This is a genomic window from Candidatus Jettenia sp. AMX1, from assembly GCF_030263775.1.
GTDB classification, from domain to species: domain Bacteria; phylum Planctomycetota; class Brocadiia; order Brocadiales; family Brocadiaceae; genus Jettenia; species Jettenia caeni.
In genome coordinates this window covers 28,532-49,981 of record NZ_SZPP01000044.1, presented here as the reverse complement: position 1 = coordinate 49,981, position 21,450 = coordinate 28,532, and the positions used below count along the sequence as shown (strand labels likewise).

The window sequence follows — 21,450 nt, the reverse complement described above, 5'->3', positions numbered from 1 at the left end:
CTTACGGGAAGTTGTAAAACCTGTCCCTATGCTCACACATGCTCTCACCCAGCCGAGTGGGTCTCCACAGATGTCAATGCCTCATTTACCGTAAAACACGGCAATTACTTCTATGGACATAAAGTTCATACCATGGTTGACTCAGTATCAAATCTCGTCATGGGACTTTTTGTGTCTACCTCAAGCATAAACGATAATCCCCTTTTTATCCCCCTCTTAAAGGTCATTGATACGATTTGTTCGATTCCGCTTCAAAAAGCATGCTGCCGATAAAGGGTACGATGGCAAAGACAACTATCATTTCGTGGTAGTTGATATGCCTCTCAGACCGAATGGCTCTGATAAAAAACAAAACGCAGTTATGTTCAAATGCCCCAATGGATTTGACGGCTTCTCATGCCCTCATGCTACTGAATGCCTGAAACAGGGACAAACGCACAAAACTTAGAAGACCCCAAATAATTTCATGAATTAAAATTGCAAAAATTAGAATTTATTATTTAAACAGTAGTTCGGATATTTTATACAAGAGGAAGTTAGTATGAGGTATTGTATGTCCAGGTAAAAATAAAATGAGACTAAATCAAAAAGGATATATGATACTAAAATTGGTGGGAGCTCTTTTAGGTTGAGTGAAAGATATTTGTAAATCACAATTATCCTTTTGTTTAATTGGAATTTAAGAAAGTAACTTGTTTACCCAATGTATTTTGCCATTTCGAAGAAAAGAATGGCTTTTGCAACCTTTAAGCCTCCAAATTGAAGGATAAAGAGAGATAGTATCGTCTTTATGTTTGATAATTCTCCATTTTGGGGATGTAGTTTCGACGAGGTTCATATGTAATATTGATCCGCAGTTACATGGACATTTCATAGCAACATACCAATAATAATTATCTTCACCCACTATATAAACAGTTTTTGGATTAAGATTTTCGGGCAATTCTTCAACCCAGCTAGATTCTAAAGGCGGTTTCAGAAAAGAAAACCAATCACGAATCGAGTATTTAATTTTCTTTAGCCATTCCATATGAGCTCTTTTCTTAGCTGAGTTCCGGCATTTCAAGAAGTGGTGTTACATCCCCACGTCCTACATGGCGGGAGAGAACCGGACATGCCTCACCATCGGATTCTACATGGCTATATTCACCAGTTAAGCTGTATCTGTATACAGCAAAATTATCATTGTTATCGTCCCGATAGGGATGTAGTCTCGATAAAAGTTCAATCAATGCTTTGCTTGCAAAAAACATATTTACACTTATCACGGCTGGCCGGTCTTCATTTACCCCAATAATATATTTCGATTCTAATAAGTCTCGATAAGAATCAGGGTCGATCCTCTTTAATCCAGCAGATCTTACTTGTTCCATAGTATAAACCTTCCGGCTCAATAAACTTGATCCATCTGGTTGAAGATAATGAACAGCGCCAGAAATATGATCAATTCCACCTGAACCATCGGCTTCTAATTTGACACCAATGTCAATATAGGGAATTGAATAGAAAGTAGCGATGCGATTTAGTAAATGACGGCCATCGATACTATCCATACATCCAAAAACAATATCACATTCGGCAACCGCTTTTACTGCCTCACGATTAAAAAGACTTGTTGGGAGGGTAATAATCTCGGTTCCTAGTCCCATCTCACGTATTGCTCTTGCTGTTACTTCTGTTTTGAGACTTTTATTTAAGGCATCTTTCATCGTTGTATTAAGTATTCTATTAAGATTTTTTTCTTCAACATGATCAGGGTCGATGATCACTAATCTACCGACCCCTAATCGTACAAGTTGTTCGATTACCGGACTCCCTATTCCCGAACAACCAACAACTGCAAATGTTAAATTACGGAGTATTTCGATTGTACCTTTGCCAAAGATTTGTTTATGTCGGCTGGTAAATTCAGGAAGCTCTTTTGACGCATGATTATTATACCATCTATGGATATTTTCACCTGCAACAGTTATTACCGACAAAGGTATGAAATTGCCATTTGCATCAACACAACGGCCAAACATATAGCCATCCGTTAACATAATAACACTTGCATGGGGCAATTCATCGTCCATCCACCCATAGATTGACGAAAAGAGGTCTCTGTCAGATTTATCGTCAGCAATTGAAAAATCGGAAAAGCCGCCAGGATGACTGTGTATTTTTAAAATAGCCATTTTCTTTTTTGCGGCTTCTTCAATTACTGGAATAATAATCTGTGTTGACCATTTTATTTGATCGGTTTTCCGAACTTGGCAGAGGTGATAAGGAACGAGTATTATTTTCCGAACCAACAAGCAATGGAATCTTTTTCCATCAGATCTTCCGCACAATGCTATGGCGACTGCTTCCTTGTTATCACCAGGGAATAAGTGAGATTTTAATTGCTTATGTTGCTTACCTGTTAATCTTAAATTGATATTCATGTCTATGCCTTTCGAAATTCCCTTTCTAACCAGTATTGAATAAGTAAAATATGTGAGGCAAGGTCATCTATTCCAGGACGCCATGGATTTTTTGAAGTTCTGTGCCTAGACCAACGCTGCCAGTTTTTGCCATCGAGATTAAAAGAAGAAAGCGCTCCAATTGATTTTTGATCAGATCGTGAAAGATGAGGAAAAAAGTAAACCATATCCAATTGTACATCTGGATAACAACTTTCAATTTTTACTGCCATAGACGCTTTTATTTGGTCGTATCCCTTTGGTAACGGGAAATCGTGAATAACTACCCAGCGTTGATTATTCTCTATGATGGTTTCACAAGGAAGATTAAGAGATGCAAGGTACGCCTCATCTCCTTCTGGCAAATTAAATTGTCTGCGCATTTTTCCCTTCCGTTTGATCCATTGGAAGCGTTCTAAATTTCTCTACTCCTGGAGTTGTAAAGTCAACCTTTTCATCAAGTTCAATCCTTTTGTTTTCACCACCACGAAACTTTTGAAAGAGCATATATTGTTCAGGTGGAGTTTTTTCGGCAAGATTTAATATCTCACGCCCACTCATTAAAGGAACATCGACGACATATTTATTTTTGTCAATCTTAATTCTGTATCGGCAACCTTTTGGTGGTTTTTTACCCTCAATTGCAAACTCTTCAAGATCAATAATTTCATCAAACATATCAGTCTTCACAATAAACCTCCTTCACATAAAAATTGTGTAATATATTGCCTTATCAATACTCTCTAATATAAAATACGTTAATTCGTGACACAAATATGAGAAATGCAGGTATTTTTATACTTGGCAATAATTTTACTAAATAATTAAATTTATTTTGTCACGCTTTTCCGTATTAATATTATAGAGGGTTATAAAAAAAACACATTTTGAGGATTGTAATGGAAAGCAAAATTGATGAAGAAATCTTGATTTCTCAAGAAACAGATGAAAACCTTCTAATTTATATATCAATGAAGGATGATGATCCAAATACAGCAACGATAGCCTTTGAAGAATTTTATCATAGACATGTATCATACCTATACAACGTTTTAGTTAAACAATACCCTAATCTTGAGAGAAGTGATGAGATTAATGATCTTCTTCAAGATACCTTTTTGAGAGTTTATGGAAAAGCAGGTACATATAAATATATCGGAACTAAGAATTTTAAGGAATCAGAGGCAAACGTACGGGCATGGATAGGGAGAATTGCAATAAATATTCATCATGATAATTATCGTAAAAATGAAAATAACAACGAAGAATATTTAGATGATATTGAATGGGAAAATATTCCAAAACGGCCAGAATCAATTAACATTAAAACTGAACAAATACAAATTATAGAAAAAGTACTTGGTACACTCTCAGAAAGAGATAAAGCTATTATCCTTGCTTCTTACCAATACTATGATTTCGAAGAGGGGGATTTTAAAATACCCAGAGAAGAACTAAACGCTCTATGCGACAGATTTCAAACAACACGGGATAATATCCGGCAAATTCGGAAAAGGACGATTCAAAAGATCAAAGAATACGAAAATGCACATCCTTAACTGATAGCGTTGCTGCTTGATAATTTTGAGCTTGTTATATTGATACTTTCACATCTTATGATTCAATAGATTTGTAAAGGTTTTCTATCTTTTCAAAAGCAATTTCTTTAATTTTTCAGAATTAGAATATTGCTTTTTACTATATCCTTCGAGATAAATCGAGGAGATTAATTTATGAAGATTAAAAATAATTCTAAAGATAATTGTGAGAATACAAAAGATCTTGAACGAAAAATATATGCTACACTGAGGGCAAAGGGCCTGATCATACCTATTACAGCACAAGAAGTGTTGGATGCCGAGACCTTAATGAAAGGCAATATGGTTGAGCTCCCCAAAGAATTACGTGATCCTGAAATGATATTAAATCGAGCAAAACAAAAATTGAGCATAAAATCCTCTCCGTTATTTTCCTCAAATAAAGAGGTAGAAGAGAACTTGGCACGTGCTGCACGTGAAGATGGGAATATTTCACCAGAAATTGAGGAGCGAATGAGAAAAGATAGGGAAGCCGCCGAGAAAAAAGCTAAGAATGCAAGAGAATAAGCATATAAAAGCATTATCCAGGGAAAGAGAACAAGAAATAAGTGAACTGGCTGAATTTATTGCAGAAGAATACAGCACAGTTGATTATATTTCTCCAGAAAAAATTGCAGAGGCTAATCAAATAACATTTAGCTATGGAGACTATGGTGATGCTTTTGATGGAATGCTTGAACACAGATTTTCAAAATTTCATATTTATTGCAATCTTAATCGCATTAACCGTATCGATTCTCCAAGGGCGCGATTTACTTTTTGTCATGAACTTGGACATTATTATATTGATGAACACCGGCAATCTTTAGAATCTGGAAAGGTTCCAGCGCACCCTTCACGGTGTGAATATGAATCAGGAAACATTGTAGAACGGGAAGCCGACTATTTTGCTTCTAATTTATTAATGCCGACAAAACGTTTCCTCCAATTTGCGAAAAAAGTAAAAATAGGATTTGAGGGTATTCATAAAATAGCAAATAACTTTGGTGTGTCTATAATAAGTGCATCAATCAGATATTGCAGTTCCAATATTGCATCATGTGCAATTATTAAATGGAATGTTGACGGATATGCATGGAAATGGCTTTCAGCAAAAACATATAAAGCACAATATAGAAAAACTATAGAGTTTCAAAACAATTTACCAATAGACTCCCCGACTGCCAGAGCATTAAGAGGGGAAAATTCTTCAGAAAAAGGCTTTTTTGAAGCAGGAACTACGGCATCAAGTTGGTTCCCATATATAAAACAAGGCTCTCACAAGGACATTATTTTTATTGAACAGGCTATTTCATTAGGACGCTTCGGTGTGTTAACATTCCTTTATCCTGAATCAGGAAATTATGATTTTGAAGGTAATATTTTGTAATACATTTCAAACAGTAACTATATCAATTTACTTTAACTTCCATAGTTTTTATTACAACAACCACTTCATTGGCTCCCTGATGAAAAATCTCCAGCCGTTTATTATTTGTAAGGTCTTGTTGTGAGAATTGATCTAAAGTAAAAGGGAAGAGTATTGGGCTTTGTGTGATAACAGAGATCAATCCAGAATGGGAATTTCTGGAAATTAAAATTGCTTCAACAAGCCATGCTATAAGCTTTTTATCAGTAATTAAGTGAGAAGTAACTGGTAGATAAATACCTTTTTTCGTAGCATCTTTTAACACACCCCAATCAACGAAACAGCGTAAAACGCGTCTTGCTGCCCTTGTTACGGTTTCACGCTCGCCAAATTGTTCCTTAATACGTCTTAAGACCTGCACAGGTGTAAATGACCCTTGTAATTTCAAAAGACGACCAACCGTATCTGCCATTATTCCAAAAAAAGGATAAATAGCTATTGACAATCCCCAATGAAGGATGATGTGATCGCTAAAAGGTAATTTTCTAAAATAGGTTATAGCATCTTCTTTAAGTGGTTGCACACTTTCAGGTGATGAAACCCAAATCTTGAGCAGAATAGTTAGTGCCTTTTCCCTGCTTCCCCGCTTTGTGTTACCATCAGAATGAAGCTGGTCACTCAGGATGTTGTATAACACTGATTCTATCTCTTTTTTCGATTTGCCTTCTGCAAGGAGTTCCGCTGTCTTCTCAAGCCACTCAAGCCTGATACGTTGACTAAATCCAACTTCTCTTTTCATATAACTTAACTTCTTTCAATCTGAACAAATGGAACTACAGATTCCTCTAACGATATCCCACCATGTGCAATAATTTGTTCATCTGTATGAATAAATGCAGACCTGCCAGGGGCCAATAGTGGTAAATAATCCTGTGGAAGGCCAATTTGTGGCCATTCCATTGCTTCAGGAAATCTTGTCTTTATCGTTTTTCGTAAGACTTGGTTGGGATATATCCTTACCCTTTCTCCTCGTACATCGGCTATAGAACCCTCCGCAGGACGGCCACATCCTTTGGCCTCAATACTACCATGGTCAGATGTTAAGAAGATCTTATAATTCCTTTCAAGTAAAAGGTCAATGAGCTTTCCCAGAAAACCCTCTTTTGCCCATTGGCGTACTTGATTATGCATCCCTGCCAAGCCAAGTTCCATACCGTGCATTATTTTGTCTACTGTATCCACTACTAAACCCAATATACGAATTCTCTGATCTAAGGTTATTTCATCGATCACATGTGTTTTTGTTTCATTCACACCTTTTACGTAGCTTATTTCTGACTGTGTAAAACCGTGGTCTATCCAGAACTGTGACCATAATACAGGTTCTCTTTCGAGAGTATTGATACTGTTGGGAAAGCACATTGGTGGTTTTCCTGCGAATGCTGCCTGTCGGGATACCGGAGTGATGGTTGGTATCCAACCAAAAATTGCCCTTTCCCGGATAGATAAATGTGGTCGTTGTTTCATAAATTCTTCCTTGACCACCAACCAGGAATCAAAAGCCATACCATCTATCAGAATTAATGCGACCTTTTCTTTACCCATAGACCTCATGTAACGCTCCATTGCCCTCGGAATATGGTGTACCATAACAGGAGGTACAGGAGGTTGATTGTATAAACCTCCATATCGTTTCTGTATCCAGAGTAGAAATGCTTTGTCGATCCTTTCCTGAAGCATTTGAAATTGATTAGCGTGTAGTTCAGATATTGAAGCACTTTTGAGATGATCGGTAGAGCCGGCATCTTGCCAGTTTTTATTGAAGTCAAGCTGGCTGGAAGCAAGCTCCACGTGTTTTCCCGTTTGATGGAAAAGAACGATAACCTCTGCCCACCGATGCGCAAAGATCAACCAATCCTGATGCCTGCCTTCTGCATCAGGAATTGAGCCTTCAATACTCTTCATCAACTTTTGTAACCGGCGTAATGTATCGAGTTCCGGGTCTACCTTAATCCCTGAAACAACCCATGTTTTGGAAAGTATATCAGATTTTGGGTGTTGAACAGGGTGTAGCATACCTTCCAAAAAGAGATTATCTATGTAAATACGGATATCGTGGTGATCAAAAGGAATGTTAGGTGGTCCTGAATATTTCAAATCATCGGTTAACCCCTTTTCACTGACTATTTCCGCTTTACCAGATGTCATGCCTTCAAGAAATATTGGCCAGCGCTCTTGCAAAAATTCAAAAAAAGCCTCTCTATCCGATACAATCTTCTCAAGAGGCCAGGCATCAAAACATTTGTTTTGACGTAAGATATAAATAAACCGCTCATTAAGAATTGGAGGGATATGCAGCTCTTTATAATGGAGTCGAAGGAGGACACGAAGTAAATCATGTGGTTGCTTAATCAGTTCCGGGACAATTTCAAATACATGCCTGAGGACGAAGTCTTTTGTCGTATTATCTCCAAGCTTTTCAGGTTTATACCGTATTTGTGCCTGGTATAAGGTATCAAGATTACTGCGGTCGAGACCTTCGATTACAGGATAACTTAAATTGGGAAACAGGTCACCCAAATTAAAGGAAAGTTTTCGCCCTACACGTAAAAGATCGTAGGGAAGAAAACTTAAATCATCTGTAGGTGATCTTAGAATAACCACAAGGTCTGTCAATTCTCCCTTGTCCCAAAGCGAACGGTACTTTGATTCGTACGAAAAGCGGAATGCAATAGAATCATCGAATTCTAAAATCTCAAATCCCCGTTCTCGTAAAGCCATGACAATACCTTCCTCCGTCAATAATCCATCAGGATCTGCAACCAGTGTCAACCGTACAACCTGAGGAGTAAATTCTTTTAAAACATAATCACGCCAGCTATCCATCTATTTTTTCCCCTACACGAATCAGCAGTAGCGGTACTAATTCAGGACTAATCTTTGATTTCTGATTAATCTCCTCACGTCGTTCCCGATCTTCTTGTTCCAAATGTAAAAGACGATAAGCCCTGACCTGTGGTAATCCCAACCGTTCGATAGTTTTCCTGCGTACAGTAAGTGCATACTCCCATTTATTAATCTCCTGGGTAAGAAATTCTTTATGTTCCTGAACAAGCTGCTCATACTGAGACCTGCCCTGTTTTTCAGCAGTCTTCCATAATTTATTAAAAATATCCTGTGATTCCTGACCATCTAAATAATGCCGTACGTTGTAAACGTTAGAAATCATTTTATCCCAAATGTATCTTGCCGTAGGATAAAGAATCCTCCCATCATCATGCAGAAACAACGGCATTATCCGTTGCCTATTCCAGTTTGAAGTCTGAATTGCAACCTTCCATAGCGACCAGAAACCTTGAATTTCTGTTGAAATATCCGAAAAAATAAGACAGGGAATTGGTTGAGGAGAAACAAAAGGTGGAATATTCATAGAAACACCTCTGATACAGCTGTCTTCCAACGTTAACTGTCGTGCTGATGGAAATCCTTCTGCATTATCTAAGGTAAATACGATATTATTCATTTTTTCACCTGATGGCCATGTCAGATTCCATGTCTTCCCTTTTCTTTCTGCCACACCTCCGTGAGATTTCAGATAGTTAATTGTCATAGTTTCTATCCAATGAGGAAGAGGATGTTCTGACAACCTCCTGGCCTCTAAAGGATTAAGTTCTTCTTGAGAGCCCAAAATAGACGTGCTTTCACGAACTGACTTTACCTGCTCCTTTACGTTGGTTACCACTAATTCAATCTTATCATCGAAAGTTTCAGGGTGTATGATGGCATTAATATACAAATCATCAAATATTTGTTCAGCCTGTAATGAGTCCAATACATCCCCGGCCTTATCAACTCCAAATTCCTTAAGTATGATAGCAAGTTTTTCCTCCAATACCTCCTGCACCCTGTGTTCAACTGTTCCTTTTAAAACAAAGTTTATGGCTTTAACAGGATGTGTCTGACCTATGCGGTCAACACGTCCTATTCGCTGTTCAAGCCGCATGGGATTCCACGGGATATCGTAATTAATAACTACATGACAGAACTGAAGGTTGAGCCCTTCGCCACCGGCATCCGTTGAGATAAGGATACGGGCTTTTTGGGAAAAGTTATCCTGTGCTACTTTTCTTTCATCCATACCCATGGAACCATTCAAACAGACAACAGAAAATCCTCGTTCTTTAAAAAACTCTCTTAACATTTCCTGAGTAGGAACGAATTCTGTAAAGACCAGGAATTTTAATTCAGGGTTTCCTTCCTCCTGCTGGATTTTATATATCCAATCAAGGAGTGCCTCAGCCTTTGGATCTGGCCCGGACGATTCTGTTCTTTTTGCTGCATTAAGAAGTAATCTTACCTCTTCTCTTTCGTTCTTCAGGGCCACGAGACGCGTAGCTAAGAATGCATTTATTTGCTCCTGACCATCAAGTTCTAACCATTCATCCTCGGAAAGTGTTAGGGGTAATGTAAGCTGTTCATCAGATCCTTGAAGTATTTCCAACCGTCTTTCCAACGTAGTGCGGATCGCCCTGGTTGATGATGTAATCAGACGCTGCATAAGGATCATCAAAAACCCTATGTAATTCTTTTTCTCAATTATAGCCTGATTGTAACCCTTACGAGCGTACTCTGTCACAGCCTCGTAGAGGAGTTGTTGTTCTTTATGCCGTTGTTCCCATGATATTGGGATCAGTCTTGTTTGCCTTGGTTTAAATAATGGTTTTCCATTTGCATCTATTGCACTACGTTTCTCTGTCCTGATAACGTAAGGCTTCACCCGTTCTTTTGTAATACTTTCGATACCCGGAAAGTTCAATGTATCGAGCAATGATATCAATCGATAAAATGCATCGGTCTTGCCTTGATGTGGCGTTGCCGACAGAAGAAGGAGATAAGGAGACGCATCTGCCAGTCCCTGTCCAAGTTTGTAACGGGCAACTTCCTCTGAACTTCCACTCAGACGGTGTGCCTCATCCACAATAACCAAATCCCATCCAGCAGCTATGATATCCTCAAATCGTTCCTGATTATATGCCGCCACTTGCTCTTTTGACCATCCACGCCTCCCTTCCAGCGGCTTTATTGAATCCATAGGGCAGACAACCTGATCGTAAGACTGCCAGATATTACTCTCAGCCATGATCTTCCTGTAAGCAGAAAAATCGCCGGGTATCAGAAGTTTAAAATCCTCATTGAAATGTACCTGCATCTCAGCGACCCACTGAGTCAATAACCCTTTTGGAGCTATTACAAGGGTTCTTTTTACGCGTCCCCGAAGTTTAAGCTCACGCATAATGAGTCCAGCTTCAATAGTCTTACCCAGTCCAACCTCATCTGCAAGGAGATACCGTACACGATGACTATTTATAGCTTGTGACAATGCCCTCATCTGGTGAGGAAGGGGAATAACCCTGGATTCAATGGGCGCAAGTAATATATCATGCGTTAGGGCGTCAGCCAGGCGTGCGGCAGTTGCAGTGTAGGTAAGGTGCGCAGGAGTATTTGATACTGCTTCGTCAAGAGGCTTTAGTCTGCTTGCCGGAATGCGAACTATGGTATCCTGAATAGGAAGCCAAACACGATATATAACCTCATCCCATAATGATTGAACATCGATAATCTGACATGTTTGCCGATATTCAATGCTATAAACCCATTCACCGGTTCCCACAAGAATTATTTGTTCACCATTGCCTTTCTAATACGAACCCACGTGACATTTCCAATGCCCCTATAGCAGATCTGTTGACATCTACAATATTCGCGAAATCTCTATCCTGTCCCCTAACACCATATCCGTGGAAGGTTTTTATCAATCGTTCTGCCGTTTCCAGAAGAAGTAAATGAGCTGCAATAGTTTCTCGAAAAGTAGTGCGATGAGCCTGTGTACATTGTTCATGCAGGCATTGAAGATAATGTCTAAAAGATTGTTGTTCTGAATAATTAGTGGAGGATGGTTGCGCACCGGAGAATAAGATATCTGTATATGTTGAACTTAGAGATTCATCGGGCTTTAATTTGTCTAGTATTCCAGCGCGGAATCCCATATCTAAAAACGGCAATTTGTATTCTGATAAAGTTTGTGGGCAATAATACCATTTTACCCTTCTACTGGTACTGTCCTCTTCTGTAAGTTGAAATTTCTCTGGTGGAAATGATCTTACATTCAACCAGGTTCCAGAAGCAATCGCATTAACATTAGCGGAAGCTAAACTTAGCATTTGGTGATTACAATACCCTACAACAACTTTTTTACCTTGTAATCGTAACCCGGAACACAGTATCAAAAGGTTTGCCAACCACATTGGATCATCTACAAGATATTGTCCATTTGGATGTTCAGGTACAACATAATATCCATCTACATCCCATGATTCAGAACAATTTAGCACAATTTCTATCTGTTCTTCAAACCTAAGCGTTTCTCCGGAAAGACAAATTGTTGCTAATGTTTCTTTATCTGTAAAGACTGAGTCAGCTTCGGCGACAATGGCATTCTGAATTGCAATCCAATCGTCATCTACTCGCTCACAATAGATACCCGGTATAATATATTTTTCTGTCTGTGCTGAATCATTAAGTAACTTTAATTCAACTAGTAAATTATTAAGTGCAACACCACCAAGGAGCATCCCCGTATTAAAATCAGTTGGCCAATATTCATGATCAACCAAGCGATGATGATTAGCTCTTGGGTCGTAAAGTTGAGGATCAAGAAGCATCCGGCCATTCAATTTAACTATATCAGCCGAAAACATTTTAATTTGATCCGAAGTTAGATCACGAGGACTTAATATAACAGTACCCTCTTCCCAACTTTGGATGAGTTTTTTACAATGCTCCATCATACCATGTCCAAATTGAAGATATAATTCCATTAAATTTTCTCCTGTGAGTCTTTTATTTTTATGGAAGGCAAAAGTGCTGTATACCAATCCAAGGCCGTCTTCGCAGTTCTTGGTCGTCTTGACGGATATTTATCCATGAGAATATTTATGAAACCACTTAACTGCCTTTGAGAATCTCCAGGGATTGATAAATCAAATGATCTCGGGCGCCAAAAACAAAGGGATGTTTGCCAGTAAGCGACTCGTATATCAAAACCCCAATAGAAAAAAGGTCTGCCCTTATATCTATTTCTTTTTTCATGTTTCGAAATTGTTCTGGCGCTGCATAACCTGCAGTATGTGGGCCAAAATGAACATTAGTAGCGGTAATAGACATCCTTGATAAGTGCCTCGCAATACCAAAGTCTAAAAGCCAAAAAGAGCCGTCATTTCCCATAATGATATTTTCTGGTTTTATATCCCTATGCACAATTTGCTGCTTCTCTAATTCAACAGAGGTTTCCAACAAACTTTTTAGAAGTTTAAGACATGTATCAAGCGAAAGTTTTTTATGGTCATTTAGGAAGTTACGGAGAGTTGAGCCTGATATATATTGTTCCAAAAGATAAGTAGTTTGCATATCTTCCCATAGAAAAGGTCCCCATTCGTACAACTTTGGAACATTGGGGAAGTTATACTTGGTTAATGCTTCTATTTCCCTTTTCGTTCTTTCATCCGCAGACGGATCGAGTATGATTTTTAATGCAACAACTCCACATTTTTTGTGTATTCCTTTATAAACAACCTTTTGACCACCTTGCGTAATAATTTCTATATCTCTCAAATCAGGAAACTTTTCTTTGACATTATCCAAATCCGGTAATTTCATGGTTAATCGATTAAAGAGTTTATAAATGTAAATAACGGCCTGTCCACTCATTGAAAAGCCATGAAGCATAACAGGATGGAAGCATTCCCCGCATAGAATGGCTCACTTTGCTTATACCATTTAAATTGCTTGTATATATCCCAACCCCTAGTTTTTGTGACGTGTTTATAGTGTCTTTATTAGGCATAACGGTTGGCAACAGTATATACGATTCTGATGCATACCACTTATTTATTTGAGCTTGTTCGAATGCGGATTTCAGATTACTAATCTTAGCTTCAATTGCAACTATTTCTTTAATAGCAAAATTATTTCTAAGGCTAAATGGTTTCCACTGTTTCGATTTTCTATGTATCAACTTACTATCTAACAATCTCTCCAGAGATTTTAGTAAATTATCACTGTCTATTCCCAGTTTGTTTTCCATTGAAGATGAATCTGATCCATTAACAAGATGTAAGTAGTTTAGTACCTTTATATCAATAGGTAAAATTGAAGATCTGACGTCATTCCATTTTTCAAATATGCGAGGTAGATATTCAACGAAAACAATATCAGGAAAACCTGTATCTAGTTGAGGCTCATAAAAAACCGCCAACTTAGTACTTTTGTTTTTAAAAGAATTCGTTATATGATCTACAAAGTTTCTGACTAATGTTTGTTCAGGCCCTTTTCTTGAATTTCTTGCAAGTAAGCCTATCTCTAAATTGCTTGTATTAAATTCAATAAAGTCTTTCATCAATCTACTCCCATCCTTGTTACCGCCTGGTCATACCACATGAGCAATTTCTGGTCTTCCTGAAGTACATTTTCCGGGATTTTTTTTGATACAGAAATGATGGTTTGATAATCGCGCTCTTGCCATGCCCTTTTAAATCCTGCCCTAACGGCTTCAAGACGAAAACTTTTAAACTTTCGGCCTGTAAAGGTTTTATATTCCTCAAATTCTTTCAACAAGGCTTTTTCGCGTAGTTTTTCGAGGTCTTGTGCCTTGTTTGGATCGGGGACATACCATCGATCATTTGCCTTATCACGCAATGATGGACCATCCTTGGGAAGATTCCGCAACTCCTTATAATTTGTGGATAAATAGCTGTGTATCTGGCTCGGTACGTCACCCTTGCCATCATAGCAGATAAAATTCTGTTCCAGCAATTCCATAAGTTCTAACGGTTTTTCATATTTCTGCCAGCCACCAATTTCTTTAAGGAATTGTGGATGAATCTCCTGGAAGGTCTGTGGTTTTTTAGTGAGTAGTTGCTTGAGCCATTGGATAGCAGAGGCCTCATCAGTAACGAATAACTGAAGCTGGAGCATTTCTTTTACGGTCATACGCTTTTTATCATACTCCGATATCTGTTCAGACAGGAAGTACATATCATCACGGGATGGGAATCGCTGTTCTAGCCCAGCGTAAAACTCCGCAGCAGAGATAGGTACGATAATCCCTCGCTGGACATGGAAGGCAACCATGCGATCAAAGAGCAGGTAGTTTAGGCGTTCGGCTATTATTTCTGCCATTCCATCCTTTGGTTTGACAAAGATAGGAAGTTGCCTGAGATGCGTCCTTACAAAATCCCAGACGCCATCCTCGGTACCAGCCTTTAATTTAAATCGTTCTTCAAGACCTCCATTCGGTTTGTAAGCTGAAATAATAAGATCCTGCTTTACAGCAGAAGCTGTAGTCATCTGCTTCATCGTCATCTGTTTCTTGTCAAGCGTTCGGACATCAGCTACTACAAAACCAGCCTGTTGTAACGCCTCTTGAATAGCATTCCATACACTATTTTTCTTATTGTGAAATTCAACTGTCATCCATCTACCCGCCTTCAAGATACGATAATATTCATTAAAGCATCGAGTCATTAATTCTTGATATTCTTGTAACCTCTTCTTTTGTAGTTTGCTCTCAATTGCCTCATGTTTGTTATTTGTAAATACTTTGAGCCAAGCTTCCCAAATAAAGTTAAGTTCAGAGTACATTAAATTCCCACCGAAAGGTGGATCAGTAAAAATATAATCAATAGAGGATTCATGAACGCCGTTACCCGTGGAGGATTTAGTCTCTATAATAAAGCTAGGTTTGACTGAAGGTAAAAAGAAAACATTTTTTAACCTTTTTATTTTTCCAGTCAATGAGTAAACTGGACTTACCTCAGCAATAAAAGGTGCAATATAAAGTGTTCCCTTAAGATATCTATTTACTTGTGAAAATGAAGCTGCCAGATATCGGTTAAGCTTTGTAAATCCTACCCCTACAGACTGAAGCCAATATTTGAGAGTGTTTTGTAAAGATACATGACCTTCTGCAATGCATCTTTCCGCAAGTGAATAAGCAAACAAAGAACGTTGAATGTAAAAATGATGGACATGTGAAACGCCACTTGAAACCAGTGGTTGCTTGGTATTTTGTCCTTCGGGAAGGGGTAAAATTGGCATATTAGGTGGCATTGGAAATTGATTAATCTTCTCCAAAAGAAGAAAATCGAAAGCATCTGGTATTTTCTCAAGTTTTTTACCGCCAAACGAATAATTTATTAATACAGGCACAAGTTTACTTCGCTTCAAAGAATGGCCAAGTAGAATATCCATATATGTTTCAAAAACTCTCTCCCACTTTGTATAGGAATCTAACGAACCACATCGCTTGCACAATATGTTTTCGGTAATATTTTTCTTATATCTTGTTACAGGATCTACAGCTAATTCCCAATAAGTATTTTCTTCGTTACATTGATGGCATCGAAGCAGCTCACTCCAAACAACATAATTGATTTTGCCTTTGGTTTTACCATCTGTATGCATGGTTTCGTACATCCACCCACAATCTTGTTCCATTTTTTTTAAAACCTGCTTTGCCTCCCGCTCAAACTCCTGAGCATCAACAGGTGTATTATAATTGTAAGCAATAAATGTGGCGGCTGGTGAAAGGTCATTCAGCACTGCACGTCTTGAGCCAAGTTTAGAGAGTGGTTTGCCTTCTTCATCAAGGATAGTACCATCATCCAACACTTTATATCCTAAAGATTCAACGACCCTCTTATCCCCGCATAGTTGTGCTGCAACCCCTGTCATCCCCGTACCACAAAAACCATCAAAAACAATATCACCTGGCTCTGTATAATGCAGGATATACCGCATAATGGCTTTGTGTGGCACTTTTGTATGGTAAGAGTGGGCGTTGTAAATAGGATCATTCTTTCCTTCGCTAACGTCTGCGGCAAACGGTTCCCGGCGATAATTATCAGTTTTAGGGTTGTAAGGCTTGCCGTAATGCCTGATAAAGTCATTTATGAAAGGATTTGGGCAGGCAGTATAATATGGTGGATCAGAGAGCTTTAGGATATCTTCATCAGTGCCTATGGGGAAACCTTCGATTTTTCTGAACTCGGGGTTTTGCAAATGCTCACGAAGTTTTTCCGTAAAATACTTTCTCCGTTCCTCATCGTTTGGGAAGGTTAGGCCAAGGCATTCTACCGGGCCTGTTTGTTTGGTGGTTTTATCGTCAATAAGTAGCTTTTCCATAAAGCTATCCCTCTTTTATTTTTAGTTCCACAAATGAGTACCTATCTCGTCTTGCCTTCAACCTAACTTAAGCAACAGGGAGTATATGAGATTTAATAATCAGATCATCTTCTGTAAGTATTTTTACCTCTTTTTTTAGGATATTTTTGTAAACGAGACCGGTTGCAACAATCAGGGCATCATGAATGCTCAGTCCTGCGGGCATTTCATTTATAACAGACTCATCCACAGGATAAATAACACAATTTTCAGATTCACTAAGATAATCAACAACCTTATCGAAATCTACCTTTATTCGCTTTTGATGAATAAGATGTTTGATTTCTGCAAGCACAATCGTAGAAAAAATAAAATCATTATCATTATCAACGAGTATTTGATGGTATAGAGGTTTAAGTCGTTTATTCTTGTCTAAATACCATATAAAGATATGGGTATCCACAATATAAGTCATGATTTTTCCTTCAAGGTGTATTCATTTTCTTTAATCTCCTCTAAAGACAAATCCATCTTGCGCTCAAAAATTCCGTATAAATCTGCTAATCTCTTTCCTTTTTCTTTTCCTGAAATAATCTTGGCCTTTAAAACCTTTAGTTGCTGTTCAATGCCTTCAATCTGTAGTTTAAGTAATGCATTTTTCATTGTATAAATCTCCTCGTTATGCTTTTCGTATGGTAATCTATCACGTTTAAGTATTGCCTTGCTTGTTCCCAAACTTTTAACGACACTAAATCTTATCTGAGTACTCGATTGTTAGTATTGCCATAGTATTTTGCCCCCCAATTATTGAGCTGGCTGGAAGCCAGCTCCACTGATAGTTTTCCAACCCGAAATCGGATATTATTTCTCTATTTCCTTTAATATCTCCATCTCTTTACGCAATATGTTATTGATTACTTTATCAAGTTTAACATTTTTGCCTAATGCCTTCTTCATAAAAAATTCTTTGACTTTTTTGTCTAAATATATAGGTATTTCCAATTTCTCGATAGGTCTGTAAAACTTGCCTTGTTCTGCCTTTGAAAAATCATATTCCTTTCGCATTATTTTCCTTTCCTATCTAAATATTGTTTTATTTCTTATTCTATAACAATCCTTACCTTATTAGCCTCATTGCCTTTAGTTAAACTGGCTATATAATCCTCAAAGCGTCTTTCTATCTCTTCAATAGTAACCGGAGAACCGCCTGAAACAAGCACATTCCGTAAATCTTCCATTTTTACCACTATCCTTGTAAGACCGGAAAGGATTTCATTAAGTGTATCGATAAACTCATGGGTAATCTTGTCAGGCAACTGCCGGTTTTTTAAAAAATTATCAACCAGCTTTCGCTGCGTTGATTTTATCAGTGACAAATTCTCCTGGATTGTTGGATCTTCAAGATTTGCCAGTAAGGTTTGTGTCCACTCATCAACGATGTTATCGAGTTCCCTATCCATATTTGACAGAATTGCCTTTACGTCAAGAGGATTAGGTTCTGTCGAAGGCCGAAACTCGCAATGTGGACATGTTGGTGTAAACTCAATTTCCTTTTCTATAAGGGTAATGCATGTCTTTAATCCTGCAAGACGGTTTTGAAAGTTTATGAGTTGCTGTCTGTTCATCAGGTTAATAGTGGCAATATTCTGGAGATTTTCAAGTTTTTTATTACACAATAATTCAGCTTTACGTTTATCTTCATGAGCGCCTAACCGGGCCCTGGCATGAAGTGTGATATAATCTCTCTTGTAAATCTTTTTGAGTTCCAGAAATTCCTGCATGATTTGTTGCCTTACCTGTATTGGATTTTGTTTGAATTGATTTATTATTTGTGAAAAAACAGATTCACGGTATGTCCTCATTCTTGTTACCACTTGATGTGTGTCAGGCAAAACAGTCTCGGCAGATGACAGATATGAAGCCATTGGGCCAAATTCAGCCACCAGATCCTGTAATTTCTTTAATTCGAGGAGTGTTTGGATTCCCACGTGCTGTGCTTTTATCTCGTTTACATCATAACGAAAATTCTTCATTTTGCCCGGAGAATTATATGCCTGAATGGACTCAAGGAATGTCTTTATCGAATTCAGGTGGGATGTATATGCTTCTTTTTGCGATTCTGTCAATACGGGTTTCCCCCAGAAGATCATGCCTCCGTGAAGGTTTTGTAAAGCAATAACAAGATTTTCGATGGTTGTTGAGACAACACGCTGGAGTTCCTGAACGGGTTCTTCCTTACCCTGCGTAATGAGTTGTGCCATACCGGGGGTAAGTCCAAGGAGTTCGAAGAGTGCTTTGAGAGACGGAATGTTCCATTCCTTAGGCCTTTCAATATGCTTAAAATTGACAAGGTCTTCTAATGGTGTGGCAATAAGTTGGTTCAGATTACTTGCATCATACTTTTTGCCGGGTATTGAAAGCACAATATCGCCAGAATAAACAAGTGCAGCCAGGAGGACAATAACCCACTCCGGTTCGAGCCGGAATCTATCCGGTACCATGTATTCAACATCATGTTCTTTTTTAAATACCTCTCCTCTATTCAATACCTGTCCTTGTCCCCTCTGACCAAGAACCTCCCGGATAAAATTCACATATTTAGATTTATAAGGATCCAGCTTTTCGCCATCAAGAAGGCCTAATGCATCAAGCGCAGCAGTACCCTGCCTAGTTTTTGCCCCACCGGCAATCCACTTCAATGCATCCGTAGCAGCCTGAGCACGGTTGCTGCCAGTAATTAAAATGGAAAAGAATGGATATTCGGGCGACTGATCAGCAAAATGCTTTTCAAGACAAAACCCTGCAACGGCATTAATAATATCCCTGAAATTATTACCTCCATCCGTGCCTTTCTTTGGGGGCAGACCTTTTGCCCACTCAAGGAGTTGTTTTGTTCGCCCCTGATAGGTTATTTCAAAGGCCGTTGTTATATGTTCCTGAAGCCATTTCACAACGTTGTCAAGAAAGCCCTTGGCCTTTGATTCATAAATTGTTTTGGATTGTCCTGAAGAAATGGAAGAAAGGTCGAGGCTTGCAGCATAACTGCGGAGATTCTCACGGAAGGTCTCGTCTATTCCAGTGAGTTTAAAGAACACCTCGTCTGATTTCTTCTCGTCTTTGTATCGTGGCGGATCGTTAGGCTGGAGGAAGTAAAGATAAAAGTCACGTTGTGGTACAGCAGTAGACCTCTCATTCGATGCCCCAAAGAAAAGATAACCCGTACGCATCACTTTGCGTTCACGCCATTCCAGTTCGTATTGCCAAATGCGGTATCCAGTAACGTACGTGTAGTCAGTACATTCCATTACCCTTTTAAGGGCTTCGTAATAATAGCGGTCAAGCGTTTGTGAATCGAGACTCTCTGCACGCCGTATAATCTGGGCATCGTAGTCAACGGTTTTTTTGACATCCAGATAAAATTGTCCACCAGGGCGCCCCATCTCATCTCGTTCGGTCGCAGAGATGAATTGGCCGTTGACCGTCTTACTAATCAATCTTAATGCAGTTTCTACTTCACCACGTAAATCATCTGCTGCATCACCTCCTAATTCAACTACAATAGGGTCAAAAAGACCAAGGGCATCCCTTAATCCTTCTGCATTAAGACCAACGGGGGATTCAATATCACCTACTGCCAATCGGTAAACACTAAGACCTTGAATAATTCTCAGCGCAAATTCTTTATTTTTACCACGAGGATAGCCCGTATTCACCAAATTTTCCAGTTTGGCGCTGCATTCCAGTACCTCACGTACTTCAGGTATTGTACGGAAGGATGCATTTTCCTTTAACATATTCCAATAACTATCATAAGAAATCAAGCCAAGCCTGTCTTCAGGAACATCCATATTAAGAATTTGCTTCATTAACAAAGAAAAGGTTTTCAGAATCTCACGTTTTTCCACGGCCTTTATCCGTTCAAAAATATCAATGTAATCAGGGTGAATGGGAAATAAACGGACAAATTCATCCATACGTTCGTTCATGTTGGTATAAAATTTTGCATAAGGGATAAGGTATTCACGTATCTTTGCATGCTGATCTGCCGTCTTCTGGAGTAACCGTTCTGAGACTACATATTTAACATCATGACGGGCAATAAGGATTTGTTCAAAGCGGTCCTTGACCCGTTTGATGACTTCGGCTACAAAGGAAAAACGCGGATTGTCAAATATCGACTCCTGCACACCAGCAATAAAACGGAATTTTAAATGCTTACAGACCTCCCCAATCTCCCGTAAAAAGTTCAGGTCAAGGATAAGATCGTGATCACGGCGGGAACGCAGATAGTCAAGAAATTCATCAACCACCATAAGAAGACCATGGTCTGGATACTTCTGATGAAAAGTGGACATCATCTCTTCGAATGCGTCTTTATGATTCGATATTTTATCCCGTGGCGGGAATTTATAATCAATTTTCCATGCCGAGAGGCTCTCTTCTAGCTGTGAGCATATAATTTCCCGAAAATCCATGGTCGTAGAACCAAGCTCTGCACGTAACACTTTAAATTTACCGGCGATTATAGAAGCTGCATTACTTACTTGTGGATTTTTAAGAAAAGAGACGAGATGGGCATGTTCAGCAATTGCAGAAACAACCGACATTAAATGTGATTTTCCTGTACCATAATTCCCAACCACGAGAATGCCCTTGTTGTCCAATGGCTGTTCAAACTGAAGCTGGGGAAAAACAATACTTTCAAGCTTTTCAGCCATTTCATGAGAAATAACAAAGGTAGAAATGAGCTTTTTTGCTTCTTCGAGTTTATCTGTGTCACGAAGCTGGATGGTCGTCTCAATAGGCTCGAAATGTATCAGTTCAGAATATTTCATACCTC

The 21,450-nt window shown here is 38.6% G+C and carries 18 protein-coding genes and 1 pseudogene; 4 read left to right on the top strand and 15 right to left on the bottom strand.

The annotated features are described in order from the left end of the window. Positions 1-273: pseudogene (locus FBQ94_RS13475) on the top strand (hypothetical protein); the annotation flags it as partial. Positions 274-679: 406 nt separating this feature from the next. Here FBQ94_RS13475 and FBQ94_RS17635 read toward each other — a convergent pair. From FBQ94_RS17635 to FBQ94_RS13460, 4 genes are read right to left on the bottom strand one after another with little or no spacing between them, the layout of a single operon-like run. Then, on the bottom strand, positions 680-1,030 hold the full coding sequence (locus FBQ94_RS17635; RefSeq protein ID WP_040543171.1) for a ubiquitination-like system serine protease family protein: 351 nt from the start codon (positions 1,028-1,030) through the stop codon (positions 680-682). Positions 1,031-1,043: 13 nt separating this feature from the next. Beyond that, complete coding sequence (locus FBQ94_RS13470) at positions 1,044-2,426, bottom strand: HesA/MoeB/ThiF family protein (protein ID WP_007220263.1); 1,383 nt, start codon at positions 2,424-2,426, stop codon at positions 1,044-1,046. Positions 2,427-2,428: 2 nt separating this feature from the next. Next, positions 2,429-2,827 carry an E2/UBC family protein gene (locus FBQ94_RS13465; protein WP_007220264.1) on the bottom strand — a complete coding sequence of 133 codons (399 nt, stop codon included), beginning with the start codon at positions 2,825-2,827 and terminating at the stop codon, positions 2,429-2,431. Next, entirely contained in the window at positions 2,811-3,134 is a 324-nt protein-coding gene (locus FBQ94_RS13460) for a multiubiquitin domain-containing protein (protein ID WP_007220265.1), read from the bottom strand. Before FBQ94_RS13460 ends, FBQ94_RS13465 begins: the two co-directional genes overlap by 17 nt. Before the next feature lie 209 nt (positions 3,135-3,343). Between FBQ94_RS13460 and FBQ94_RS13455 the strand changes: the two genes are divergently transcribed. The 3 genes from FBQ94_RS13455 (at position 3,344) to FBQ94_RS13445 (ending at position 5,411) form a co-directional block, all read left to right on the top strand. Further along, positions 3,344-4,003, top strand: a complete 660-nt coding sequence (locus tag FBQ94_RS13455) for an RNA polymerase sigma factor (protein ID WP_007220266.1) — start codon at positions 3,344-3,346, stop codon at positions 4,001-4,003. 174 nt (positions 4,004-4,177) lie between these two features. Next, positions 4,178-4,549, top strand: coding sequence for a hypothetical protein (locus FBQ94_RS13450; protein ID WP_007220267.1), 372 nt, complete (start codon positions 4,178-4,180; stop codon positions 4,547-4,549). Then, complete coding sequence (locus tag FBQ94_RS13445; protein ID WP_007220268.1) at positions 4,536-5,411, top strand: ImmA/IrrE family metallo-endopeptidase; 876 nt, start codon at positions 4,536-4,538, stop codon at positions 5,409-5,411. The genes FBQ94_RS13450 and FBQ94_RS13445 overlap by 14 nt, the downstream gene beginning before the upstream one ends. A 22-nt stretch (positions 5,412-5,433) precedes the next feature. Here the strand turns inward: FBQ94_RS13445 and FBQ94_RS13440 are convergent, their stop codons facing one another. The 11 genes from FBQ94_RS13440 to FBQ94_RS13390 all read right to left on the bottom strand — a co-directional run bounded on the left by FBQ94_RS13440 (position 5,434) and on the right by FBQ94_RS13390 (position 21,445). Next, the gene (locus FBQ94_RS13440; protein ID WP_007220269.1) at positions 5,434-6,189 is read right to left on the bottom strand and encodes a hypothetical protein; all 756 of its coding nucleotides are present in this window, start codon (positions 6,187-6,189) and stop codon (positions 5,434-5,436) included. 5 nt (positions 6,190-6,194) lie between these two features. Next, a complete protein-coding gene (pglZ, locus tag FBQ94_RS13435; protein WP_007220270.1) occupies positions 6,195-8,276 on the bottom strand; it encodes a BREX-3 system phosphatase PglZ in 2,082 nt (693 codons plus the stop codon). Continuing rightward, positions 8,269-11,061, bottom strand: a complete 2,793-nt coding sequence (locus tag FBQ94_RS13430; RefSeq protein WP_007220271.1) for a DEAD/DEAH box helicase — start codon at positions 11,059-11,061, stop codon at positions 8,269-8,271. The genes pglZ and FBQ94_RS13430 overlap by 8 nt, the downstream gene beginning before the upstream one ends. Positions 11,062-11,074: 13 nt before the next feature. Then, positions 11,075-12,268, bottom strand: a complete 1,194-nt coding sequence (locus FBQ94_RS13425; RefSeq protein WP_007220272.1) for a hypothetical protein — start codon at positions 12,266-12,268, stop codon at positions 11,075-11,077. A 127-nt stretch (positions 12,269-12,395) separates the two neighbouring features. Then, positions 12,396-13,157: a serine/threonine protein kinase gene (locus tag FBQ94_RS13420; RefSeq protein WP_285442187.1), complete on the bottom strand. Its 762-nt coding sequence runs from the start codon at positions 13,155-13,157 to the stop codon at positions 12,396-12,398. Beyond that, on the bottom strand, positions 13,126-13,845 hold the full coding sequence (locus FBQ94_RS13415) for a hypothetical protein (RefSeq protein ID WP_007220274.1): 720 nt from the start codon (positions 13,843-13,845) through the stop codon (positions 13,126-13,128). Before FBQ94_RS13415 ends, FBQ94_RS13420 begins: the two co-directional genes overlap by 32 nt. After that, complete coding sequence (locus FBQ94_RS13410; protein WP_007220275.1) at positions 13,845-16,631, bottom strand: DNA methyltransferase; 2,787 nt, start codon at positions 16,629-16,631, stop codon at positions 13,845-13,847. Before FBQ94_RS13410 ends, FBQ94_RS13415 begins: the two co-directional genes overlap by 1 nt. Positions 16,632-16,698: 67 nt before the next feature. After that, the gene (locus FBQ94_RS13405; protein WP_007220276.1) at positions 16,699-17,085 is read right to left on the bottom strand and encodes a type II toxin-antitoxin system VapC family toxin; all 387 of its coding nucleotides are present in this window, start codon (positions 17,083-17,085) and stop codon (positions 16,699-16,701) included. Then, positions 17,082-17,273: a hypothetical protein gene (locus tag FBQ94_RS13400; RefSeq protein ID WP_007220277.1), complete on the bottom strand. Its 192-nt coding sequence runs from the start codon at positions 17,271-17,273 to the stop codon at positions 17,082-17,084. Before FBQ94_RS13400 ends, FBQ94_RS13405 begins: the two co-directional genes overlap by 4 nt. Before the next feature lie 198 nt (positions 17,274-17,471). Then, positions 17,472-17,675, bottom strand: coding sequence for a hypothetical protein (locus FBQ94_RS13395; RefSeq protein ID WP_007220278.1), 204 nt, complete (start codon positions 17,673-17,675; stop codon positions 17,472-17,474). 35 nt (positions 17,676-17,710) lie between these two features. Continuing rightward, positions 17,711-21,445, bottom strand: a complete 3,735-nt coding sequence (locus FBQ94_RS13390; protein ID WP_007220279.1) for a DUF6079 family protein — start codon at positions 21,443-21,445, stop codon at positions 17,711-17,713. Positions 21,446-21,450: the final 5 nt, after the last annotated feature.